The sequence below is a fragment of the Roseibium sp. SCP15 genome (assembly GCF_040329435.1).
GTDB lineage: Bacteria > Pseudomonadota > Alphaproteobacteria > Rhizobiales > Stappiaceae > Roseibium.
In genome coordinates, this window is record NZ_JBDZYI010000003.1 from 495,842 (window position 1) to 518,123 (window position 22,282).

The window sequence follows — 22,282 nt, forward strand, 5'->3', positions numbered from 1 at the left end:
TCGATTAAATCCCGATGGCTGCAAAGAAAACGGCAAAGAATCCGTCAACGACAATAACAAGGAAAATCGCTTTTACGACAGACATTGTGGTGTGTCGGCCGAGCGACTCCGAAGACCCACCAACTTTCAAACCTTCCACACATGCAATCAGGCCAACGATCAAGGCCATGAAAGGCGCCTTTACGATGCCCACGGCAAGCGTTCCATTGGTGATTGCAAGTTGAAGCTGGGTGAGAAAGGCGGTCGGCGGAATATCGAGATAAATCCAGGTGACAAGGCCTGAGCCGAACAAAGCCGACATATCCGCGATGAAGGTCAGAATTGGAAGGGCAATCATCAGCGCGAGAATACGCGGCAGAACCAGAACTTCGGTAACACTCAGGCCGATTACATGGAGCGCATCCACCTCTTCCTGCATGCGCATGGCCCCCAATTCGGCAGTGAAAGCCGATCCGGATCGGCCGGCCACCATGATTGCCGTCAATATGACACCAATCTCGCGAAGGATGAGAATCCCGGCCAGATCGACCACATAAATATCAACCCCGAACTGTTTGAGATAAAATCCGCCCTGCTGGGAAATGATCGCACCGATCAGAAAGCTCATTAGAGCGACGATTGGTACCGCGCCGATACAACTGCGGTCGAACTGGACGGCAATCGAAATGCTGCGGAGCCGTGCTGGCTTGAACAGCACCGTCGCAAGAACAAGCCCGAGCGAGCCGAGAATATGCAGCATCGCCAGACCGTCTTTGTAGACGTCCACCATCTGACGGCCTGTCGCTTCCAGGAACCCGACAATGGAGAATCCGCTGCGCTCAGGCTTCCACCTTGGAGGGTGGTGTTTTTCGATTTCGTCAAACAATGTCTGGCGAACCGGCGACACGCCCGAAAGACCCACCTTGCGTCCTTCGAATTCCAACCGCCCGCGGGTGCGGTGAATTAACCAGGCTCCGCTGGTGTCCAGATGCTCGATCTTGGACACGTCAATGCATGTCAGCCCCTCCTTGGAGAGATTCAGTTCGGCGATCCCGTTTTCCGCGTCGCCGATCGTGCTGACCGTCCAGTCTCCCGAGAGGGCGAGGAACTGATGATTGGAACCATCGGTCTCCAGTTGCATCTCCGGTGCAATGTTTTTTTCCAAGAATGCCATTCCGGATGGCTGCCCTCTTGCCGCTTGTTCTACAACCCTCGTATACCTGAAGGAGAAGATTAACGTCCAGCAGCCACTTGAAAGCTTTGTCCATGGAAATAGCCCGTCCTTATCTTTTGTTCCTCGGTGACGTTCCCGATGCCCTTGCTGCCAAAACTGCAATCGGCATAGTCGATTGGCGCAAGGACTGGTGTATCGGCCAGGTTCGCCTTCCCGGTTGCGTGGCCGACACCGGCTTGACCGACATGACAATTTCAGAAGGGGCAACGGCCGGTGCAAAGACACTGATCATCGGTTCCGTGAATGCGGGTGGCCGATTGCCCGATCACTGGATTGCCTCAATCGTTGAGGCGCTTGAAGCCGGCCTCGATGTTGCCTCCGGACTGCATGTCCGCCTCTCGGATTTTCCGGAGATCCGGGAAGCTGCTGAAAGAAACGGCCGACAGCTCCACGACGTTCGCCACAACACGATGACCTTCGCCACCGGCAAAGGCACCAAGCGCAGCGGCAAACGTATTCTGGCGGTCGGCACAGATTGCTCTGTTGGCAAGAAATACACCGCTCTTGCCATGGATAAGTCCATGAATGAGCGCGGATACAAGAGTTCCTTCTGTGCAACCGGTCAGACCGGCGTTTTCATTTCCGGCCGCGGCGTTGCCCTTGATGCGGTGATTGCCGATTTCATTTCCGGAGCAGCCGAATGGCTGTCGCCTGAAACGGACGAGGATCACTGGCAGATAATTGAAGGTCAGGGCTCGCTGTTTCACCCCTCATTCGCAGGGGTTACTTTGGGACTTCTTCACGGTTCTCAGCCGGATGGTTTCATTGTCTGCCACGAACCGACCCGAACAGCCATGCGCGGTGTCGACACCCCCTTGCCGACAATACAGCAGGTCATCGACATGACCATTGAATGCGGCAAGCTTACCAACCCGGAAATCCGCTGCGTCGGCATCGCTGTTAACACGGCTGCGCTCGATGATGACGAAGCGCTCGCATATTTGGCTAAGGTGGGTGAAAAACACGGTTTGCCGGCAACCGATCCTGTTCGCTACGGGATGGATGTAATTGTTGATAAAGTCTCTGCGGAGTTCGGCGCACCATGACACTCACGGTCGACATTACCTCCGAGCGATTCGAAATCGCAGGTGGATTTACAATTTCCCGCGGTTCCAGAACCCACGCGCAAGTCGTCGTTGTTTCCCTGGCAGACGGTACGCATCAGGGCAGAGGCGAGTGCGTCCCGTACCCGCGTTATGGCGAAACACTGGAGAGCGTGCAGACCCAGATCGAGGAAATCACTCCTCTGTTGAAAGAGGGGCTGTCCCGGCAAGCGCTGCTGGAAGCCATGCCGGCAGGTGCCGCTCGCAATGCTGTGGATTGTGCGCTGTGGGACCTGGAAGCAAAGCAATCGGGAAAACGGGCAGCTGAAATTGCAGGACTTGGCGCGCTCAAACCCGTTACAACAGCCTTCACCATCAGTGTCGGAACGCCGGAAGTCATGGCGGAGAAGACACGCGCGGCAGCGCACCGGCCTTTGCTCAAGGTCAAGCTGGCAGGCCCTGGCGATGACGAACGGATAGCTGCCGTAAGACAATCAGCACCCGACAGCACTCTGATCGTCGACGCCAACGAAGCTTGGGATGAAAGCTGCTTTGAAAGGAACATGGCAGCCTGCAAGGCAGCGGGCGTTGAACTGATCGAACAACCCCTGCCTTCCAGCGCCGACGGCCTTTTGGCAGAGATCAGGCGTCCGGTGACCATCTGCGCGGATGAAAGCCTTCATCCCGGCAAAAGTCTTGACGGGCTCGGTGAGAAATACGACGCGGTCAACATCAAGCTGGACAAGGCCGGAGGCCTCACGGAAGCGCTGAAACTGTTCAACGAGGCGCGCACTGCAGACTTCAAGGTCATGGTCGGCTGCATGCTTGGGACTTCGCTTGCAATGGCGCCGGCCGTCCTGATCGCTCAACAGGCCGATTATGTCGATCTCGATGGTCCGCTGCTCCTGGCCGAAGACCGATCGCCCGGTCTGAAGTTCGAAGGCAGCCTTTTATATCCGCCGGAACCAGCACTCTGGGGATAGGTAGAAGGCTTCGCTATCAGTGAACATTGCCTAGGCAACGGCATTCATGCGCTGACGAACAAGGGGCGTCAGCGCAATCATCGCGACGACACCCACAACAGATGCCACCGCCATAAGGTAGAACGGCGCATTCGGGTCAGCCTCGAAAAGCGCACCTGAAATGCTCAGACCGATCGCCATCTGAATGCCGATCGAGGTGGCGAGCAGCCCCTGCCCGGTTCCCGCCCAACGGCTTGGTACAACCTTGGCCAATATGGCAACAGCTCCCAAATGAGAGGCACCGAATGTCAGGCCGTGCAACAACTGAAGCGCAGCCATGGAAACAAACGTGTCGGCGAATGGAAACAGCCCCCATCGGACGATGGCCGCGAGACCTGCAACAATCAGGAATATGGGTGGATCGAAGCGCAGCGCCAACTTGCCCGCGATCGTGAAAAGCGCAATCTCAGCGACGACACCTGTCGCCCACAACACCCCGATGGTAAAGTCCGGAACCTCCATCGCCTGCCAGTAGATCGTGCCGAAACCATAAAATGCAGCATGGGTTGCCTGAAAAAGGCCGAGAACGGCCAGCACAGGCCAGAACCAGACGCTCTTGAACGGCACGTCCGCTTCCCCGGCAGCTGACTGCTCCTGCGGGTCATCTCTTTTCTGGCGCGGCAAAGACATGGCCACGGCACCGGTCGCAAGGGCCGCTACCGCTATAAGCACAAGAATGATCCAGGAGGACGTGGCAGCCGCAAGCGTGCCGCCGATCAGATTGGCTGCCACGAAGCCGGCAGATCCCCAAAGCCGCATGCGGGCGTAATCCGCACCGGTATTCCGGTTCACGTCCAGCGCGTAGGCATCACTGAGCGGCAGGACAGGTGCCTTGATGACCATGTATCCGATCACGGATATCGAGACCACCATGAGGCCGCCCGGTAGCGAGAACAATGCAATGAAGGCAGCGCCTATCAGCGAATAGACAAGGATGCACAATCGGCGCTGGCCGGTTCGGTCGGCAATGTTTGAAAAGATCGGGCTGGCTGCGATCCGCGCAATTGTCCCCGCCCCGAGGATGAACCCTATTTCGGCAGCGCTCAGCCCGCGGGTCTCCAGAACCACCGGAAAAAACGGCAGAAAGAGGCCAAAGCCGAAAAAGTGGCAGGCGAAGAGCGCTGCAACTCGGAAACTGAGATTGGAAGACAATTTTGTCATTGGATCTTTGGCAAGGCATTGGCCTCAAGGAATGTTAACGATTTTGATCTTACCCTTGAGGAGAAGTTGTTCGTGTTACGGCAACTAACGACCCTTAGGCAAGTTGAGATTTGCGTCCATATGAAAGCGGAAGCAGTACAGGAAGAGCCAGGACTGATCGGCGAAGTCGAATATCAGACGCTCGAACAGACCCTGATGGAATCCGACCGCGGGCGTCGGTTTCTGAAGGAATTCCTCAATCGCCACAAGACTCCGGAAACAACGGAGATTCTTACAGCGATTCATCGGTTGGAAAAAGTCGTCACACGGCAACGCAAGGTGCCGGACCTCGACAAGATCCGCCTCGACATAGCCGAAATGCACGAGGCGATTGAGCGCACCAAGGCCGAGATTGCGAACATCAAGGCTGAAGGCGATGAAAGCAACCGGTTCATGGATGCATCGCACGAGCTCGATGCAATCGTCACCCAGACCGAAGGCGCCACGCAGTCGATTCTCGAAGCGGCAGAACAGATCCAGGAAAAAGCCTGGGTCCTTCGGGAAAACGGTGCGGACGATGCGGCGTGTGACGATATCGATGCCAAGGCCACGGAAATCTTCATGGCCTGCTCCTTCCAGGACCTTACAGGTCAGCGCACCAACAAGGTTGTTCAGGTGCTGCGCTATCTGGAAAGCCGCATCAACCTGATGATCAACATCTGGGGAATTGAAGAACTGGAAGCCGATGATACGGCTGGTCCGGTCGACAGCCGACCGGATGCTCATCTCCTCAACGGACCTCAGCTAGAGGGCAGCGGTGTTTGCCAAAACAGTGTCGACGAGCTGATGTCCGTCAGCAACAAAGTGTTCGATGCTGCGATGGAAGATACCGGCGGCGATACCTCATTCGATTCGATCGCCCAGGCTGAACCGGAAGCACAGGCAAGTGAAGTCGATGTCGACGCCATTATGGCCGGCGAGGCAGACGTCGACGCCATCATGGCGAGCGACGCCGATGTTGATGCGATCATGGCCGGTGGTGATGAACCGATGGACGCGGCCGCAATTGATGACATGTTCGCATCCGCTCCGTCGAATGAAGTCGAAGAAACAGCTTCTGTGGATGAACCGGTCCAGGACGACGACTTCGCGGCAGCGGACCTCGATGCAACCCTGGATGAGGCCGCCATTGAAAAGCTGTTCGACAATGAAGTCGATACGGTAGCAGAAGAAGCTGATGCCGATGCAGCGTGGGAAATGACCGAGGAAACCGCGGTTGAAGAAGGCGCGGATCCGCTTGAGCAGTTGTCGGAAGCCGAGCGTCAGGCACTCTTCAACTGATCCAACTTCGACAACCACAAGAATGACAAGGGGCGTTGCCTACCGGCAGCGCCCTTTTTGTATCGCGGATTTGCCCCACGGATTCGACAGACGCCCGCTGAACTCTTCCAATAAGAAAAGCGCGCCGCAAAGAGCGCGCCTCATCATATCCGAGTTGCCGGTTTATACGCTTGGTTTCAGGCAGCGTGGATTTTGCGGAAGAACCGGTTCGCTTCATCGCCAAGCCTTTCGGCCTGATCTTTCAATGAGCTGGACATGTCCTGAATTGAACCGACAGTGCCTTCCACGCTTTCCACCGATCCACGAACGGCAGTGATCTCATCTGTGAAGGCCTGGGTTCCCTGCGCCGCGATCTGAACGTTCGAGGAAATCTCCGCTGTGGCCGAAGACTGCTGTTCGACGGCGGAAGCGATGCTCGTCGCGATTTCCGACAATGCATTGATCGTCGAGGTTATGCCCTCGATATCCTGCACCGATTCCCGGGTTGCCTGCTGAATGCTGGCGATCTGGTCGGTGATTTCTTCGGTCGCCTTGGTTGTCTGGCTCGCCAGTTCCTTGACCTCTGCCGCGACAACAGCAAAGCCCTTGCCCATCTCGCCTGCACGCGCGGCTTCGATTGTAGCGTTGAGGGCCAGCAGGTTGGTCTGTTCTGCAATGTCCGAAATCAATCCGATCACCGAACCGACCTGATCGGCAAACCCGGCCAGCTTGGTCACGGATTCGTTGGTGCTTTGAGCGCCCTCCACGGCCTTTTGAGCCATTTCACGAGACTGCCCGGCCTGACGACCGATTTCAGTGATGGAGGCCGACATTTCTTCCGTAGCAGTTGCACTCGACTGAACACCGCTGGCCGTTTCGGCAGAAGAAGCGTCCATCTTGTACATCCGCTCACCGATGGCCACAGTTTCCTGCTTCAGGCTTGTCGACGACGTTTCGAGGTTTTCAGAAGCCGTGCCCAGAGCACCGACCGCACTTCCGAGCGCACCCTCGAAGTTGGCAATCGCCTCTTTCAGTTGCTCTTCCCGCTCGACGGCATCGGCCACCATTTTTTCGTGGTAGGTGGAGATCGCGAGATCCATGTCCAGCATTACGAGCTTGGTCATGACGTTGACGGCATTTGCGCGCTTGCCCGAGGTCATGAAACGCTTCTTCAAAAGCACTTGCGTGAGATGCGTCATGGCAAAGGAATACCCGCCAATGTACCAGCTGGGATCCAGGCCGATCCTCACGTGGGCGAGACCGATCCGCTCCGATCGCTCGAGGTAGTTTTCGCTCGGACCTTCGAAGAACAGAGTTCTCCAGTGCGCCAATTGGGCTGAGATCAGGCGAGACTGCTGTTCGCCAACAAGCGCCGCCAAATGCGGAACCGTGTTCACATGAACATAAAATGCCTTGAGGATCTCCGGCAGCTCTTTCTCGATCGCCGGCCACAGAGACCGGGCCAAAGCACGGTCTTCATCTGAGAGACGTAAGAATTTCAGTCGCTCGTTCAAATTGTTCTTTTGCATTTCAGCCCATAACTCCAATGAAATGCACATCAATTGAAGAACAACAAGCACACAACCTGCATCAACATTTTATTGTTTCTAGACGCATGCACATATACCTGCCATCCGCACTATACTTGCCGCCCAGGAGCAATCTGACGCAACGTCCTGTTAAAAATACGACTGTCGACAAGGACAATCATTCAAGTATTTCGAACCAAGACAGCTTCAACTTACTCTTCAAGTACAAAGACAGGAAACTTCACCCTGTTTGGATGAAAGTGACTTCCAAAGGGAAGTTTCATATCTTGATCACCGCAGTAATCGCAGTGGTGCTAATGGTCAGTTAACGGCCGAGCGCCTTTAGCAACATCTGTGGATCGATATTGCCCCCAGTCAGCACCAGGCCGATGGTCTTGTTCTTCACGGGCAACTTTCCCGAAAGCACGGCCGCAAGCGCGGCAGCGCCGCCGGGCTCCACGACAAGCTTCAATTCGGTGAAGGCAAACGCGACTGCGTTCAACACCTCTTCATCCGAAACGGTCACACCTTCAGCGGCGAGTTGACGCAGGATGGAAAAGCCGATCTCGCCAGGAGTTTCTGACAACAACGCGTCGCAGATCGATCCGGACTTGGCAGCATTGGACAGCAATGCACCGGCTTCCAGGGAACGCTTGTAATCGTCGAACAACTCCGGCTCGACGGTGTGAAAGCGTGTGGAGGGTGATTTGAACGCGAGAGCCAGCGCGATCCCGCTCGACAGGCCACCACCTCCGGTACAGGCCAGGACATCGTCAAACAGCACTCCAAGCTCTTGAGCCTGACGTGCCATTTCAAGGCCAACGGTCCCCTGCCCCGCGATGACTGCCGGGTCATTGAAAGGGTGCACAAATGTGGCGCCGGTTTCCGCGCAAAGCCGCGCTGCAATCGCCTCCCTGTCTTCATTCTCCCGATCATAGGTAACGACTTCGGCACCAAAGGCGCGTGTTCGTTCCAGCTTGATGACCGGCGCATCCGCGGGCATCACGATCGCGGCAGGCATTCCGAGGAGCTGCGCACTTGCTGCCACGCCCTGGGCATGATTGCCGGACGAACAAGCCACGACCCCATTTGCCCGCACGGATTTGTCAATCTGGCTCAGACAGTTGAAAGCACCACGGAACTTGAAGGAACCGCTGCGCTGGAGACATTCCGGCTTGATAAAGACCTGCGCGCCGGCGCGCTCATCCAGTGCGGGATGACGAAGTAGTGGTGTGACGACGGCTTCGCCTTGAATGCGGCTTGCCGCGGCCTCGATATCTTCGATGGAAACCACTTTGCCCGAATAGGCTTTTGCTTCGTTCTGATCCGGCCGGATCTCGACACCTGTCATCGACACACACCTTGAGAATTGATTTGAGCATTGATGACTAAAGAGAAACGGTGCTCAACTCAATGTTCCTTGCACGCAAACATTCTGACGGTGTCAATTGTTATTCGGCAGCCCTGGCGCCGATATCTTCGGCGTTGTGAAGGTCTCTCGCGGCAATACAATTGTCCAGGAACTGCTGCGCACTCGCGGCCCAGGTGTAGTTCATCGCGATCTTCCGGCAATGATCTCGCGGGATATCAAGGGCAGCCTCGGCAGCTTCCCGAAGATCCTCCGACAAGACCCCTGCACCGGTATCTCCAATGACATCAACGGGGCCCATGACCGGGAATGCGGCAACCGGAACACCGCAAGCCAGCGCTTCCAGAAGCACATTTCCGAACGTGTCCGTCAGCGAAGGAAACACGAAGACGTCCGCGTCCGAATAGTGCCGCGCAAGGTCGTCGCCGACTTTGGCTCCGGTGAAGTGAGTATCAGTATATTCCCGGCGCAAGGTTTCCAGCTGAGGGCCTCCGCCAACGACAACCTTGGTGCCCGGAAGCCGCAGATCGAGAAAGGCCTTGATGTTCTTTTCCACCGCAACCCTGCCGACATACATGAAAATGGGCCTGGGCAAATCCTCAGGCAGCACGCTGCCTTCGTAGGGTTTGAACAGCTCTTCATCAACGCCCCGCGACCAGCGCATCAGACTGTTGAAACCCCGTTCACGCAGATCCTTCTCCAGCGAACGCGTTGCCACCATGCAGCCGTTACCCGAATTGTGGAACCTGCGCAGCCAACCATAGGACCAGGAAAGGGGAATTGGGAGGCGTGCGGAGACATATTCCGGGAACCGCGTGTGGTAGCTGGTCGTGAACGGTTGCCCTGCCTTGCGTGCCGCACTTGCTGCCAGCAATCCGAGCGGCCCTTCCGTGGCAATGTGAAGATGCTCACAACCGAACTCTTCGATTTTCCGGCGCACAATGCCTCTATGTGTCAACGACAATCGGATTTCGGGATAAGTCGGGCACGGCAGTGTCTTGAATATTCGGGGTGTCAGGAACTCGACCCGTATTCCCATGGCCTCGAGTTCTTCGGCTGTCCGTTCCAGGGAACGCACGACGCCGTTGATCTGTGGATGCCAGGCATCCGTGACAATCAATATCGAACTCATGCTGCGACCGGCGTTTCCTTGGGCTTGGCCGGTACGGTCCCCTCTTGGGTCTGGTCCACCCATTTGATCACCTCGAACGTGCCATCATGATGCTCCGCAACGGCGGTGCAACTCTCCACCCAATCGCCGGTGTTGATGTAATGTATGCCATTCATGTCACGATTTGCAGCGTGGTGAATATGGCCGCAGATGACACCGTCGACACCCTGCCGGCGAGCCTCGTCAGAGAGGGCGTCTTCGAACCGGCCGATGAAACTCACGGCGTTTTTCACTTTTAGCTTGGCCCATGCGGACAAGGACCAGTAGGTCAGCCCCAGACGACGGCGGAGAACGTTCAGCCAGGTGTTGACGGCAAGCGCGGTCACGTAGGCCTTGTCACCGAAAAAAGCCAACCATTTGGCGTGACGAATAACGACATCAAACTGGTCACCATGGATCACGAGATAGCGTTTGCCATTGGCGGCCTCATGAATGATGCTGTCCGTTACTTCGACGCCGCCGAAATGTGTCCCCAGAAAGTTCCGCAGAAACTCGTCGTGGTTGCCCGGGATGTAGATAATGCGAGCTCCCTTGCGCCCTTTTCTCAGGATCTTCTGCACAACGTCATTGTGCAGCTGAGGCCAGTACCAGGAGCGTTTCAACCGCCAGCCATCGGCAATATCACCGACCAGATAAATGGTCTCGGCGTCGTTGTCCTTCAGAAAATCGAGCAGCATCTCGGCCTGGCACCCACGCGTCCCAAGATGAACATCTGAAATAAACAAGGCTCGGTAATGTCGCGATGCCTCTGCGGTAGACATAGCATTTCTCCAAATTCCTGTTGGAGCGCTATAGACGCGATTCAGGTATCATTATTATGACAGATCACGCTCAATCCTGTACTGGATCTATTTACCCGCCACTTGGTTAACGTCAGCAAGTCTGACGGAAGGACATGAAAAGTGCTTGTTTTCAAATCACTTTACTCTTGTCCTTCTGCTACGTGATACATACTTCCAATCACGTCATTCCAAAATTCAAGCGTTCTGGTGCCAGCATCTCGGCCCCAGCCTTTTAGGGAGAAAGAACATGGACTTGGGACTCCAGGGAAAGAAGGCGATCATCTGCGCCTCAAGCCGTGGACTGGGAAAGGGCTGCGCCGAAGCTTTGGCGGAAGCCGGTTGCGACATTGTTCTGAATGGCCGGAACGAGGCTGTTCTGGCTGCCACCAAGGCAGCGCTGCAGGAGGCTCATGGGGTCAACGTCACCAGCATCGCCGCGGACGTTTCCACGAAGGAAGGTCAGGCATCCTTGCTCGCTGCATGTCCTGACCCGGACATTCTCGTCAACAACAACGGTGGTCCTCCGCGGCGCGATTATTCCGAACTTGATCGTGATGCCCTGCTGGAAGGGGCCGTGCAGAACTTTGTCACGCCGATTGAGCTCATTCAGGCCGTCGTTCCTGGCATGAAGGAGCGCGGTTTCGGCCGGATCGTCAACATAACCTCTCTCTCTGTCAAGATGCCCATAGAAGGGCTGGATCTTTCCAGTGGCGCGCGTGCCGGTCTCACCGCTTTTCTGGCTGGTGTGTGCCGTCAGCTTGCTCCGCACGGCATCACCATCAACAATCTGCTTCCGGGCAAAATGGACACCGATCGCTTGAAGGGCGGATTTGAACGCTCCGCACAGCAATCCGGAAAGAGCGTCGAGGCTGTCCGCGCGGCGCAAGCCGCCGAGATTCCGGCCCAGCGTTTCGGCAACGCCGAAGAATTTGGCCAGACCTGTGCATTTCTTTGCTCGCGGCATGCCGGATATATCACCGGTCAGAACCTGCTCATGGATGGCGGCCTCTACCCCGCAGCATTCTGATTTCATCACCTATCTGAAAATGCAAAAAGGCCGGGGCAACGCCCCGGCCTTTTTTTAACCCTCTGAAATGTAATCAGAACTTGTAGCGAAGTGACGCGGAGAAAATGTTCACATTGCTGTCGACGTCCGCTTTGTAGGTGCCAAGAGACGCATTGTAGTCCTGATGTCCCGGACCAATATCAATCTTGGTGGATTCCGGAATGAGATGAGAATACCCGATATCGAATGCCAGGTGGTCATTGAGCGCGTAGCTTGCGCCAGCTGAAAGCCACCAGCGATTGTTGTCCGGGAGGCGGGTTGAACGGATGTCCTCATCAATCGGCGAGATTTCGTAAGCAAGACCGGCGCGAAGGGTCAGCTGTTCATTGAAATCATATTCGCCGCCAAGCGAGAAAAACCAACCATCTTCATAGTTGAAGTGAAGCGTTGTTATCGTCGCTCCATTTGAATCCAGCTCTGCCCGAGGAGACTTAAGCCGGCTCCAATTGGTCCACTCGACCGTACCCAACACACGAATCTTGTCCGTGATGCTTTGCTTTGCCGAGATATTCACCATATCCGGCGTCATCATTCCAAGGCCGATAGCGTAGGTTCCAGCAGCTATGCCACTGGTTGGAACACCGCTTGGCAGGATCAGGTCTCCGTCAAGGTTGTGTCCTATCGCAGACCGGTAACCAACACCGATTTCAGTGCCTTTCCAGGGTTTGATGGTAATGCCTGCAGTCGCACCGAACGAAATATCGTCGCCCTTGATTTCGTTTGTTCTCGCCCCTCCGGAAAACGGATCAGCGGTTTTCAGGCTGACATCAATATACTGACCTTGAACGCCTGCCGCGATGGCGATCATATCATTGACTTGATAGGTTACGGTTGGATTCACATTCAAAGAAAAGACTTTTGAAGTGCGTGAATAGTATTGCCCTGCCCAGCTAAAGTCCGGCTTGGTTGTCAATCCAAATGGAGCGTTGATACCCAAACCGAACACAAGCTGGTCATTCAACCGATACGCCGCATAGGAAGCCGGTATCCAGGCATCACTGGCAATATCGCCACTTCCCGCGGTCGAACCGGGTATCGTGAATCCATTGCCTGAGAATGTTCCGTCGATGTCGGAGTAAGGCAGGATTATCGAATTGTGCGCTTCCACCGTCAGGCCTTCTCCTGCGCCCATCAGAGAAGCCGGGTTCCAGAACATCGAGGAAATTGAGTCGCTCGTTGTCCCGTATCCCGCGAAAGACATTCCTTGATAGTAGGCGCTTTGCTCACGAAGCGCGAAGCCGCCTGCATGCGCAGCACTCGCAACCATGGATAGCGCGATTGCCGAAGTCGTTATTAGAAGTGTTTTATTCTTGGCCCAGACCATGCGTTTTCTCCCGTCCCCCTCCCACCGGAGGAATCATGAACTCTGGCAACAGGATTTCCGAAGAACGCCTCCTATTTCAACTCTCTCAAAAACTAAAACTGCTTGATCAATTCATATGCTGCAACGCAAAATATTATGTAAAACTCACGGCTCTTCAGAATTCATCTCGCCAAAACCCAAAAAAACCTCGCGTTCCAGTGCTGTTTGCCACCAACTCGACTCACTCCGACTCATTTGCCCAAAAAATAGGCAGTCGACTCGTGAGTTTCCGTTTACGTAATTAATTCCTGCAACGTTGCGGCTTTGCCACACGTTTCCTAAGGGAATGTGGACATATTGTGAGACAAATCCGGGCGATTCATAGGCATTTCAGACAATCCCGAGAATAAGGCTGTCACTGGATCCAAGGCGCTATATCAATGCTTTAAATTATACTTAAAGACGATTGACCTGCCCAGGCACTGATCTTCCGGAGCTTTGGGTGCCGCTTCGCGGCACCGTCTGCGTACTTGTTGGCAGCGTTTCGGGATTTACGTCAGCGGCGGCTTGTCAGAGACTTGAATAGACCAATCGCGTTGAGCGGATGCCGCGGCGGTCTACACCGCGGCAGGCAAAGTCAGCTGCTGCCGTCACGGGCAGCCATGAAGCGTCGCATGGCAACGTCGCTCCATGGCGCCAAGCGCCGTCTGGCTGCCATGTGGCTTTCATAAATCCGTTTGCTGAGCTGATCGCGCTCGCCCGTTTCGGCCAGTACGATAGCTGCTGTTTCGCGCAACGCACTCAGCACTTCGTCCGGATAAGGTTTGACGGTCACACCATCTTCTTCCTGAAGAAGCTGGAGGCTGCCGGCATTTTGCCAATCGCTCTCCGCCAGGGCTCGTCCGTTTTCTGCCCTGCAGGCTTCCAGCACAATCGCCCGCAGCTCTTCCGGCAAGCTATCAAGCGCAACCTGATTGAAAATCGCTTCGCCGGTCCCGTTCGGTTCGTGGAAACCAGGTGAATAGTAAGATTTGGCAACCTTGTGGAAGCCCATCGCGCGGTCCGACCACGGCCCCAGAAATTCCGTCGCGTCCAGAACACCACTTTGAAGTGCCTGGAACAATTCGCCGGGTGGCAGGCTGACAGGAGTTGCCCCAAGCCGCCGCATGACCTCACCGCCAAGTCCCGGCATACGGATCTTCAGGCCCTTCAGGTCATCAAGGCCATTGATGTCCTTCTTGTACCACCCGCCCATCTGAACGCCGGTGTTCCCCGCCATTACGGGCTTCAGGCCAAAAGGGGCGTAGAGCTCATCCCAGAGAGCCTGGCCGCCCCCCTGTTCGATCCAGGCGATGTGTTCATGCGGCAACAAGCCGAAAGGAATGGCGGTGAAATAGACCGATGCTGGAATTTTGCCCTGCCAGAAAAAGGACGCAGTGTGCGCCATCTGAGCCGTGCCGGCCGCGACCGCGTCGAATACACCGAGTGCAGGCACCAGTTCTCCAGCCGAATAAAGCCGTATCCGGAAACGGCCAGCGGTCATTCTGGCCACCTGATCGACAATCCGCTGTGCTGTGACACCCGGTCCAGGCAGGTTCTTGGGCCAAGATGTCACCATTTTCCACTCGACTGTCGCCTTTTCCTCCGCGATCGCCGGAGCAGCCAGTGCGGCGCCCCCCGCTGCGACTGAGCCCCCAAGTAACGCCCGACGGGTGACGGGATTTTTTGACAGGCAAGACTTGTCTGACATGTCACATGCTCCAGAAGCGGTAAAAATGATGAACAGGGCCGTGGCCGGCACCAATCTCGAGCTGGTCAGCCGCCGAAATGGCAGCATGGATATAGGCCTTGGCCGCTCTCATTGCGCTTTCCAGATCGCTGCCTTTGGCGAGTTCGGCTGCGATTGCCGACGAAAGCGTACATCCGGTACCATGGGTGTTGTTTGTCTGGATGCGCTCTGCATGCAACCAGATGGCATTGCCGGCCGCATCGAAAAACAGATCCGCACTCTCTTCACCGGTTCCATGCCCTCCCTTGAGCAGAACCGACTTGCAACCGAGCCTCAGAAGATCCTCTGCTTGTGAGAGCATCTCCGTTTCATTGGCCGCAACCTCCGTTTCGAGCATCCTGGCGGCTTCATGCAGGTTTGGCGTTATGACATCGGCGAGCGGCACGAGAACGGAAATCAGGCTGGACACGGCACTGTCGGCCAGCAACGGATCACCGGACGCTGCCACCATCACCGGATCCAGCACCACCGGGCCAGTTGTGTGTGCCTCCAGTCCGCCTGCAACCGCCTCGATTATCTCGACGCTGGAGAGCATACCGATCTTGGTGGCATTGACGTTCAGGTCCGAATAGACCGCATCCATCTGGGCACGTACGAAAGCGGGCGGGACATCTTGAATGGCACTCACACCAAGAGTGTTTTGCGCCGTGAGAGCGGTCAGCACACTGGCACCGTAAACACCATTTGCCGAAAACGACTTGAGATCAGCCTGTATTCCGGCCCCGCCGCCGGAATCGGATCCTGCTATGGTCACCGCGATGGCGGTCATGTGTCTCTCCATTTTTGAATGAGAAAAGGAACTCAGGCCGTTTTCAGCCGCATTTCGATATCGTTCGCCGTGATGGAATAAAGGGCATCGAGCAGTTCCGGCACCAGACTTCCCGGCCCTCCGGCACGACTTGCGGCCAGTTCTCCGGCGATATTGAAGACCGACAGCCCGCACGCCGCGGCCAGGGCGGTGTCTGCCTCTACACAGGCAAAGGCAGCAAGCACGGCTCCACCGGCGCACCCTGTCGCCGTTACGCGCGCCATCAGAGGATGACCGTTGCGCAGGCGGAAATCTTCTCCCAGGCTCTCGATCTTGTCCTCAACTCCCGTCACCGCCAGCACGGTGCCAGCTGAAATCACGGCATCGGCTTCGGACCTTTGCGGAAAAAGGGCAACCATTTCCGCTTCGTTCAGGCGCAACAGGTCCGGCTGGAAGGCCATCAGCTCCCTTGCAAACGCGCAACGCACTCCAGACCGGTTCACGAACACCGGGTCGATACTGACAGGGCGCCCTGCTGCCTTCGCCGCCTTGATGGCGACCGGAATGGCTTCCCGACGGCTTTCATCCAGCGTACCGAGATTGATGAGCAGAGCATCCGCGCTTTCGGCGAAACCTGCGACTTCGTCCTTGGCGATGGTCATGGAAGGCACGGCGCCAAGCGCCAGCAAAGTGTTGGCCGTAAAGGTTTGTGCAACGGCATTGGTGATCGCGTGGATGCGCGGTGACTTCTGCCGCACCCTCATCAACAGGTCAAAGACAGTTTCCGGCGAAAGGTTCTGTGTGGAAGCTGCAACGGTCAGGTTCATGCGTCTCCTCCGAGTGGCTCCGGCTGCAAACCGGAAGTTTGATCAGGAGAGAGAGCTGTGAATGCCCTGGCAATCTGCATCTCAAATCCCTCCGCCGGCATCACCCGGATCAGGTTCAAGGAGTTGGCCGTACGCCTCTCAGCCCGATCCAGGATCGCCGGGCACCCCCATGAGATAACAGCACTGCTACCAAGGCGAACCCGTCATTGCAAGACCGTGCGATGGTCGCAGGCTGCATCAACGATTGACTGCGGACAACAGATAGGCGATGTCCTTGGGCACCATTCCGCAACGATTTCATTTCCGGAGCATCGCATGACCCCGTTTTTCGTTATGATCAAATGCCAGTTGGGCAAGACCTATCAGGTTGCCAACGCGATCGCCGACGCGGAAATTGCCTCGGAAGTCTATTCCACCAGTGGCGACTACGACCTTCTGGTGAAGTTCTACGTCGATAACGACGCCGATATCGGCCACTTCGTAAACGAGAAGGTTCACCCGATCGACGGCATTCAGGACACCAAGACGATCATTACCTTTAAGGCTTTCTGATTTTTCGCCTGACGCATTCTCCTGATCTGGAGACAATGGAGGCCATCATGCATTTTTTGAAAATTTCAGCCCTGGTCATGGGCTTGGGCACATTTTCCCTTGCCTCGGCTCCGCCGGCAAGCGCACAAGGCATGCCGCCCGAGCAGATCAAGCAGATACTGGATGTGACCAAGGCAAGCTGGGTTTCCTTTCGTGACTGGGAAGGCCAGCAGCTGATCTACTTCACCCATCTGGAAGCCTGGAAATGCGGGATCGACTATGTCTTTTACGGACTGAATGATGGCCCTCTGGACCAGATGTGGGAACTGGACGCATGCGATCCGGACAACCCCAACGCGGTTCTGAAGGAAAAGCCCTATATCGAACTGCCCGCAGGCTCGACGAATTCCATCAGCGTACAGCTGGTCTTTCCCGACGGCTCCAAGAGCGCCGTCGAGACATTCCACTACAAACCGTAGAAGAACCGCTGGGCTCCTCCCTGGCCTGTCCTAACTGAAGAAGCCGTTACGGATGTTCTCTACGGTCATGATTTCGATGGCGAAGACGCGCGGCGCGCCTTGGTGCGGTCGAGACCGAGCCGGTGTTCGCGGTAGATGACGAACACTCCCGCGGCGATCACGATCAGGGCTCCGATCACCACTTCCGGGACAGGAATTTCGGAAAACACCAGCCAGCCCACCAGGATCGCCCACAGCATGTTGACGTAGTCAAACGGGGCGATGGTGGAAGCGTCGGCAAACCGGTAGCTCTGTGTCAGAAGGATCTGGCCGACACCACCTGCAAGTCCGATCAGAACCAGCAGGCCTGCCGTTGAGAGATCCGGGACCACCCAGCTGTGTCCCGGAAGGACATATCCGAGCGGCAGGGTAAGCAGCGAAAGCACCGTGGAGGCGCCGGCAAACCAGGTCACGATCGTTGACGTGCGCTCGGTTTCGCACAATTTGCGAACGGTGATCATGGCAAGGGCAGCGAACCCGGCCCCCAACGCCCCCGCCAGTGCGCCGAGTGTTGCAGTGCTGTCCAGCTGGCCCTCACCCAAATGCGGCGACAGAACCACCAGAATGCCCAGGAACCCTACCCCAACGGCGCTCCAGCGATAAATTCTGACCTGTTCGCCAAGCAGAAAGAACGCCAGCACGACCACAATCAGCGGCGTCGCAAAGCCGATGGCCGTCGCGTCCGGTAGCGGCAGCAAATAAAGCGCGGTGAATGAGCAGACCATGGCTGAAAGACCGACGGTCGCCCGTGTCAGGTGTCCCTTTGGGTTGCGGGTCTTGAAGGCCAAACCGAGCTCTCCACGCAGAGCAACCATGAGAAGAACTGGAAACAGACCGAAGAAGTTACGTGCAAACACCAGCTGCCCGATCGGTACGGTCTCCGCGGCGATCTTGAGCGCAGTGGCCATGACGAAGAACGTGATCGTCGAGGCCAGCTTCAAGGAGATGCCGAGAAGTGGAGCCTGACGGGTCATGCCCGAAGGCACGGCGGGACCGGCAAAACGGGATTTGAGGCTGGTGAACGCCATGAATGTCATCCGGGGCCGGCGCAAAAACGTAACTCCCCTGACGCGCCGGTCCGAAGGATCGAGAGGAGCCACTGAAAGACCACCCGTAGCTGAAAATCACAGCTGAACAATGCGAGGTCCATACCGAAATAGGTGTGGAGTTGGGCGGGAATTTGATTGGTTGGAGCCGCCAGTATCATGCCAAGTGCAGAATATTGCAATTGATCGCGGCGCAGTTTTGCCGTTTTTTGCTTGCAATGCACCTCTGCGGGAAAGCATGAGTGAAGACGACAGGGTCCTAAAATCTCTTCACAACTGCCTCAATACCCCTCGGTATTCTCCCTCAAGTGCACTAGCTACTTAATACTTGGAAAACTCCGATTCGAGAGACTGCTTGCAATGTTCCGTTCATATTTTTTAAGCCGCCGCTGGTTCCTTTGGGCCTGGGTGGGTTCTGCGCTGATCCTGGGTGTGACCTGGTTCAAGGTTCAACAGACCGTAAGGATCAACGAATGGTACGGTGTCTTTTACGATCTGATCCAAAAAGCGCTTCAGACGCCCGGTAGTGTAGAAGCAACAGACTACTGGCGAGGCATTCTGGACTTTGCGGAAATCGCCACGGTCCTCATCACCGTTGCCGTTTTGCTGGAATTTTTTATCAAGCATTTCATCTTCCGTTGGCGCACCGCCATGAACAATTATTACATGTCGCACTGGCACGCCGTCCGCCACATCGAGGGTGCTTCCCAGCGTGTTCAGGAAGACACCATGCGTTTCGCTCGGATCATGGAAAGCCTGGGCGTGTCATTCATGCGTTCAATCATGACGCTTGTTGCCTTCCTTCCGATCCTCTGGCAGCTCTCTCAGCATGTCACCGAGCTTCCCTTGCTCGGCAAGGTCGACGGTTCACTGGTGTTTGCCGCTCTCATTTCGGCAGCTTTCGGAACGGTGCTCCTGGCAATGGTCGGCATCAAGCTGCCTGGGTTGGAGTTTCAGAACCAGAAGGTCGAGGCAGCGTACCGCAAAGAGCTTGTCTATGGTGAAGACCATCCTGAACGCGCCGATCCTCACTCTGCAAATGCTCTCTTTAACGACGTTAGACGCAATTACTTCCGGCTCTTTTTCCATTACCTCTACTTTGATGTTGCGCGCTGGGTCTACCTGCAAGGAGCCGTGCTTATCCCCCTGATCGTACTTGCACCAACCATCCTTAGCGGTGCAATCACCTACGGAATTCTGACCCGCATCAGCTCTGCATTCAGCCAGGTCGAGAACTCATTCCAGTTCCTGGTGAATTCATGGGGAACGATCATTGAGCTGATGTCGGTGTACAAGCGTCTTCGCGCCTTTGAGGAACATATCTGGGAATATGAGCGCAATGGCGGTGAACCACGCCCCATGCCTGCGGAATAGGGTCTTCCACTCCCCGGCCGGTGCGAGCGGTGGGAGGCCCGATTGGGTTTCTCAAAAGCTGAGACCAAAAAAGGCGCTTGATCAGGCGCCTTTTCCATATCGTAGCTACAGCAGTTGATCAGTCATCTACTTTGCTGACTGGATTGCCTCCCAAACCCGCAGAGGCGTTGCCGGCATATCGACTATTTCGGTTACGCCAGCCCCGTCCTTCAGTGCATGCTGGATAGCGTTCATCACCGAAGCACAGCCACCGATCGTACCGGCTTCTCCCGCACCCTTGATGCCCATGGCGTTTGTGGTGGACGGCACGTTCCGGGTCTCGAAATGGATATCCGGCAAATCGGCTGCCCGGATCATTCGGTAATCGAGCAGTGACGCGGTGAGCAACTGGCCGTCTTCATCATAGACAGTGTGCTCGCACAGAGCCTGACTGAGCGCTGAAGCCGTCCCGCCGTGAACCTGCCCAGCAAGCAGAAGCGGGTTCACGGTAACGCCGAAGTCGTCGACGATGACATAATTTTCGATCTCGACATCACCGGTTTCCGGATCGATTTCGACTTCGCAGATATGAGTTCCGTTCGGATATGTAGCTTCCGTCTGATTGACCTCTTCACGCGCCATCAGTGTTTCACCAGACCCTGCAGCGATCTCCGCAAGGGTGACCTGCTGATCGGTTCCAACCACGCGAACAACACCACTTTCCAGTTCCAGGTCTTCAACCCCTGCCTCCAGTCGGTCTGCAGCCAGTTCCTTGACCTTTTTCACCAGCGTGTTGCTGGCATCGCGTACCGAAGGCAGACCAAGCGGGATGGAGCGGGATCCTCCGGTTCCGCCACCCTTGCGAACCAGATCCGTGTCGCCCTGTATCACTTCGACGTCCTCAATGGAGACACCGAACTTTTCCGCAACCACCTGACTGTAGGCAGTCGCATGCCCCTGGCCATTGGTTTGCGTGCCGATCAGCAGCGTCAGGTTGCCTTCCGCAGACAGCTCCAGCGTTGCTTCCTCGCTGCCGGGAAATGCGCAGCACTCGATGTAGGAGCTGATGCCGATGCCGCGATACTTGCCGACCCGTGCACTTTCTTCCTTTCTTGCCTTGAACCCGGCCCAATCCGCGACTTCCATCGCCTTGTCCAGATGACCGGAAAAGTCACCGGTGTCATAGAGACGGCCGGTCTGTGTCGTGTAAGGCAACTGTTCCTTGGCGATGAAGTTGCGCTTGCGAATTTCAACGGGACCAAGCCCTGTCTCTTCCCCTGCCTTGTCGATCAGCCGCTCGATCAGATAGGCCGCCTCCGGACGACCGGCCCCCCGGAAGGCATCCGTTGGAACGGTGTGCATGTAGACCCCTTCGACCTTCGCGAATACGGCCGGGATGTCGTAAAGACCGGAGGACATGGACACTCCAACCCAAGGAATAAACGGTCCGAACTGGTGCAGATAGGCGCCCATTGCAGCCTTCACATGAACCTTCAGACCAAGGATTCTGCTGTCCGCATCCAGCGCCAGCTCTGCGTGAGTGAGATTGTCCCGGCCGTGGGCATCGGTGACGAAATGGTCCATGCGCTCGCCTGCCCAGCGCACCGGCTTGCCAAGGCTCCTGGCGGCAATCATGGCCAGCGGGTATTCGCGATAGCAGAATATTTTCGTGCCGAATCCACCACCGACTTCCGGAGTGATCACCTGGATCTTGTCTTCCTCCAGCTCCAGGATCTTGCACAAAACGTCCCGCATGCCGTGGCCGCCCTGTGTTCCAAGCGTAAGCTTGAAGCGCTCGTCGTCAGCATCGAACTCAGCCACGCACCCGCGCAGTTCCATGTAGTTGGCAACGATGCGATTGTTGACGACATCGATTGAAACCACTTTGTCCGCCGCTGCGAAGGCTTCTTCAGTCTTGGCATGAAGGCCCTGCCCGAATGTGAAGGCGACGTTGCTTTCAAATTCCGGCCAGACTTTCACCGCGTCCGGAGCCATCGCATTTTCGATGCCGATCACCACATCCAGAGGCTCATAGTCGACTTCGAGCATTTCGGCAGCATTTCTGGCGGTGTTGAGGTCGTCCGCAACGACGAAGGCAATAGCATCGCCGACAAAACGCACTTCGTCCGAGCACAACACCGGATGCGGCGGGATATCAAAATGTGTCCCGTCGATCTGCTTGAGCTTGGCCATCATCGGCATGGTCTTGCCGGCAAGTTCGGCCCCCGTCAGGACAAGGCGAACGCCGTCCATCTCCCGAATCTCGTCGGCGTTTTCCACCCGGATCTTCGCATGTGCCATTGCCGAGCGAACGACATAGCCGTGCAGACAACCTTCGGGCGCGTAGTCGGCAGTGTAAATACCCTGTCCCGTAATGAGCGGTTCATCTTCCTTGCGGCGCAAAGGCGCGCCAACACCGAATTTCGGAGTGACCATCTGGTTCATGAATTTGGACCTGTATATTTGGGAAGAACTTCCCGGAAATCAGAAGACCGAAGGCAACGGTTTAGCT

At 56.2% G+C, this 22,282-nt stretch carries 19 protein-coding genes and 1 riboswitch; of the genes, 7 read left to right on the forward strand and 12 right to left on the reverse strand.

Features of this window, described 5'->3' with window-relative positions; translation table 11 throughout:
- Positions 1-4: 4 nt before the first annotated feature.
- Positions 5-1,153, reverse strand: coding sequence for an ABC transporter permease (locus ABLO27_RS16160; RefSeq protein ID WP_353033963.1), 1,149 nt, complete (start codon positions 1,151-1,153; stop codon positions 5-7).
- Positions 1,154-1,245: 92 nt separating this feature from the next.
- Between ABLO27_RS16160 and dgcN the strand changes: the two genes are divergently transcribed.
- On the forward strand, positions 1,246-2,259 hold the full coding sequence (gene dgcN / locus ABLO27_RS16165) for an N-acetyltransferase DgcN (RefSeq protein WP_353033964.1): 1,014 nt from the start codon (positions 1,246-1,248) through the stop codon (positions 2,257-2,259).
- Positions 2,256-3,239, forward strand: a complete 984-nt coding sequence (gene dgcA / locus ABLO27_RS16170) for an N-acetyl-D-Glu racemase DgcA (protein WP_353033965.1) — start codon at positions 2,256-2,258, stop codon at positions 3,237-3,239. The genes dgcN and dgcA overlap by 4 nt, the downstream gene beginning before the upstream one ends.
- A 30-nt stretch (positions 3,240-3,269) precedes the next feature.
- Here dgcA and ABLO27_RS16175 read toward each other — a convergent pair whose 3' ends face one another.
- Positions 3,270-4,439: an MFS transporter gene (locus ABLO27_RS16175; protein WP_353033966.1), complete on the reverse strand. Its 1,170-nt coding sequence runs from the start codon at positions 4,437-4,439 to the stop codon at positions 3,270-3,272.
- A 120-nt stretch (positions 4,440-4,559) separates the two neighbouring features.
- Between ABLO27_RS16175 and ABLO27_RS16180 the strand changes: the two genes are divergently transcribed.
- Positions 4,560-5,759 (forward strand): protein phosphatase CheZ, encoded by a 1,200-nt coding sequence (locus tag ABLO27_RS16180; protein WP_353033967.1) that lies wholly within the window; start codon positions 4,560-4,562, stop codon positions 5,757-5,759.
- A gap of 176 nt (positions 5,760-5,935) precedes the next feature.
- On the opposite strand, the gene ABLO27_RS16185 is transcribed toward ABLO27_RS16180, so the two are convergent.
- The 4 genes from ABLO27_RS16185 to ABLO27_RS16200 all read right to left on the reverse strand — a co-directional run bounded on the left by ABLO27_RS16185 (position 5,936) and on the right by ABLO27_RS16200 (position 10,568).
- Complete coding sequence (locus tag ABLO27_RS16185; RefSeq protein WP_353033968.1) at positions 5,936-7,267, reverse strand: globin-coupled sensor protein; 1,332 nt, start codon at positions 7,265-7,267, stop codon at positions 5,936-5,938.
- A 325-nt stretch (positions 7,268-7,592) separates the two neighbouring features.
- The gene (locus ABLO27_RS16190) at positions 7,593-8,618 is read right to left on the reverse strand and encodes a threonine ammonia-lyase (RefSeq protein ID WP_353033969.1); all 1,026 of its coding nucleotides are present in this window, start codon (positions 8,616-8,618) and stop codon (positions 7,593-7,595) included.
- 100 nt (positions 8,619-8,718) lie between these two features.
- Positions 8,719-9,768 carry a glycosyltransferase family 4 protein gene (locus ABLO27_RS16195; RefSeq protein WP_353033970.1) on the reverse strand — a complete coding sequence of 350 codons (1,050 nt, stop codon included), beginning with the start codon at positions 9,766-9,768 and terminating at the stop codon, positions 8,719-8,721.
- Entirely contained in the window at positions 9,765-10,568 is an 804-nt protein-coding gene (locus tag ABLO27_RS16200; protein ID WP_353033971.1) for a UDP-2,3-diacylglucosamine diphosphatase, read from the reverse strand. The genes ABLO27_RS16195 and ABLO27_RS16200 overlap by 4 nt, the downstream gene beginning before the upstream one ends.
- 268 nt (positions 10,569-10,836) lie before the next feature.
- Between ABLO27_RS16200 and ABLO27_RS16205 the strand changes: the two genes are divergently transcribed.
- The gene (locus ABLO27_RS16205; protein ID WP_353033972.1) at positions 10,837-11,616 is read left to right on the forward strand and encodes an SDR family oxidoreductase; all 780 of its coding nucleotides are present in this window, start codon (positions 10,837-10,839) and stop codon (positions 11,614-11,616) included.
- A gap of 73 nt (positions 11,617-11,689) precedes the next feature.
- Here the strand turns inward: ABLO27_RS16205 and ABLO27_RS16210 are convergent, their stop codons facing one another.
- The 4 genes from ABLO27_RS16210 to ABLO27_RS16225 form a co-directional block, all read right to left on the reverse strand.
- The gene (locus ABLO27_RS16210) at positions 11,690-12,979 is read right to left on the reverse strand and encodes an OmpP1/FadL family transporter (protein ID WP_353033973.1); all 1,290 of its coding nucleotides are present in this window, start codon (positions 12,977-12,979) and stop codon (positions 11,690-11,692) included.
- Between the two features lie 616 nt (positions 12,980-13,595).
- Positions 13,596-14,708, reverse strand: a complete 1,113-nt coding sequence (locus ABLO27_RS16215) for a TRAP transporter substrate-binding protein (RefSeq protein WP_353033974.1) — start codon at positions 14,706-14,708, stop codon at positions 13,596-13,598.
- 1 nt (position 14,709) lies between these two features.
- A complete protein-coding gene (gene thiD, locus ABLO27_RS16220; RefSeq protein ID WP_353033975.1) occupies positions 14,710-15,516 on the reverse strand; it encodes a bifunctional hydroxymethylpyrimidine kinase/phosphomethylpyrimidine kinase in 807 nt (268 codons plus the stop codon).
- A 32-nt stretch (positions 15,517-15,548) separates the two neighbouring features.
- Entirely contained in the window at positions 15,549-16,322 is a 774-nt protein-coding gene (locus ABLO27_RS16225) for a hydroxyethylthiazole kinase (RefSeq protein ID WP_353033976.1), read from the reverse strand.
- Between the two features lie 68 nt (positions 16,323-16,390).
- Positions 16,391-16,501, reverse strand: a riboswitch (TPP riboswitch).
- Positions 16,502-16,637: 136 nt separating this feature from the next.
- Here ABLO27_RS16225 and ABLO27_RS16230 point away from each other — a divergent pair.
- Entirely contained in the window at positions 16,638-16,874 is a 237-nt protein-coding gene (locus tag ABLO27_RS16230; protein ID WP_353033977.1) for an Lrp/AsnC ligand binding domain-containing protein, read from the forward strand.
- Positions 16,875-16,921: 47 nt separating this feature from the next.
- A complete protein-coding gene (locus ABLO27_RS16235) occupies positions 16,922-17,332 on the forward strand; it encodes a hypothetical protein (RefSeq protein ID WP_353033978.1) in 411 nt (136 codons plus the stop codon).
- Positions 17,333-17,397: 65 nt separating this feature from the next.
- Here ABLO27_RS16235 and ABLO27_RS16240 read toward each other — a convergent pair whose 3' ends face one another.
- Positions 17,398-18,399 (reverse strand): DMT family transporter, encoded by a 1,002-nt coding sequence (locus tag ABLO27_RS16240; protein ID WP_353033979.1) that lies wholly within the window; start codon positions 18,397-18,399, stop codon positions 17,398-17,400.
- Positions 18,400-18,777: 378 nt separating this feature from the next.
- On the opposite strand from ABLO27_RS16240, the gene sbmA reads away from it, so the two are divergent.
- Positions 18,778-19,791, forward strand: a complete 1,014-nt coding sequence (sbmA, locus tag ABLO27_RS16245) for a peptide antibiotic transporter SbmA (protein WP_353033980.1) — start codon at positions 18,778-18,780, stop codon at positions 19,789-19,791.
- A 126-nt stretch (positions 19,792-19,917) separates the two neighbouring features.
- On the opposite strand, the gene ABLO27_RS16250 is transcribed toward sbmA, so the two are convergent.
- Positions 19,918-22,215 (reverse strand): xanthine dehydrogenase family protein molybdopterin-binding subunit, encoded by a 2,298-nt coding sequence (locus ABLO27_RS16250; protein WP_353033981.1) that lies wholly within the window; start codon positions 22,213-22,215, stop codon positions 19,918-19,920.
- Positions 22,216-22,282 lie beyond the last annotated feature (67 nt).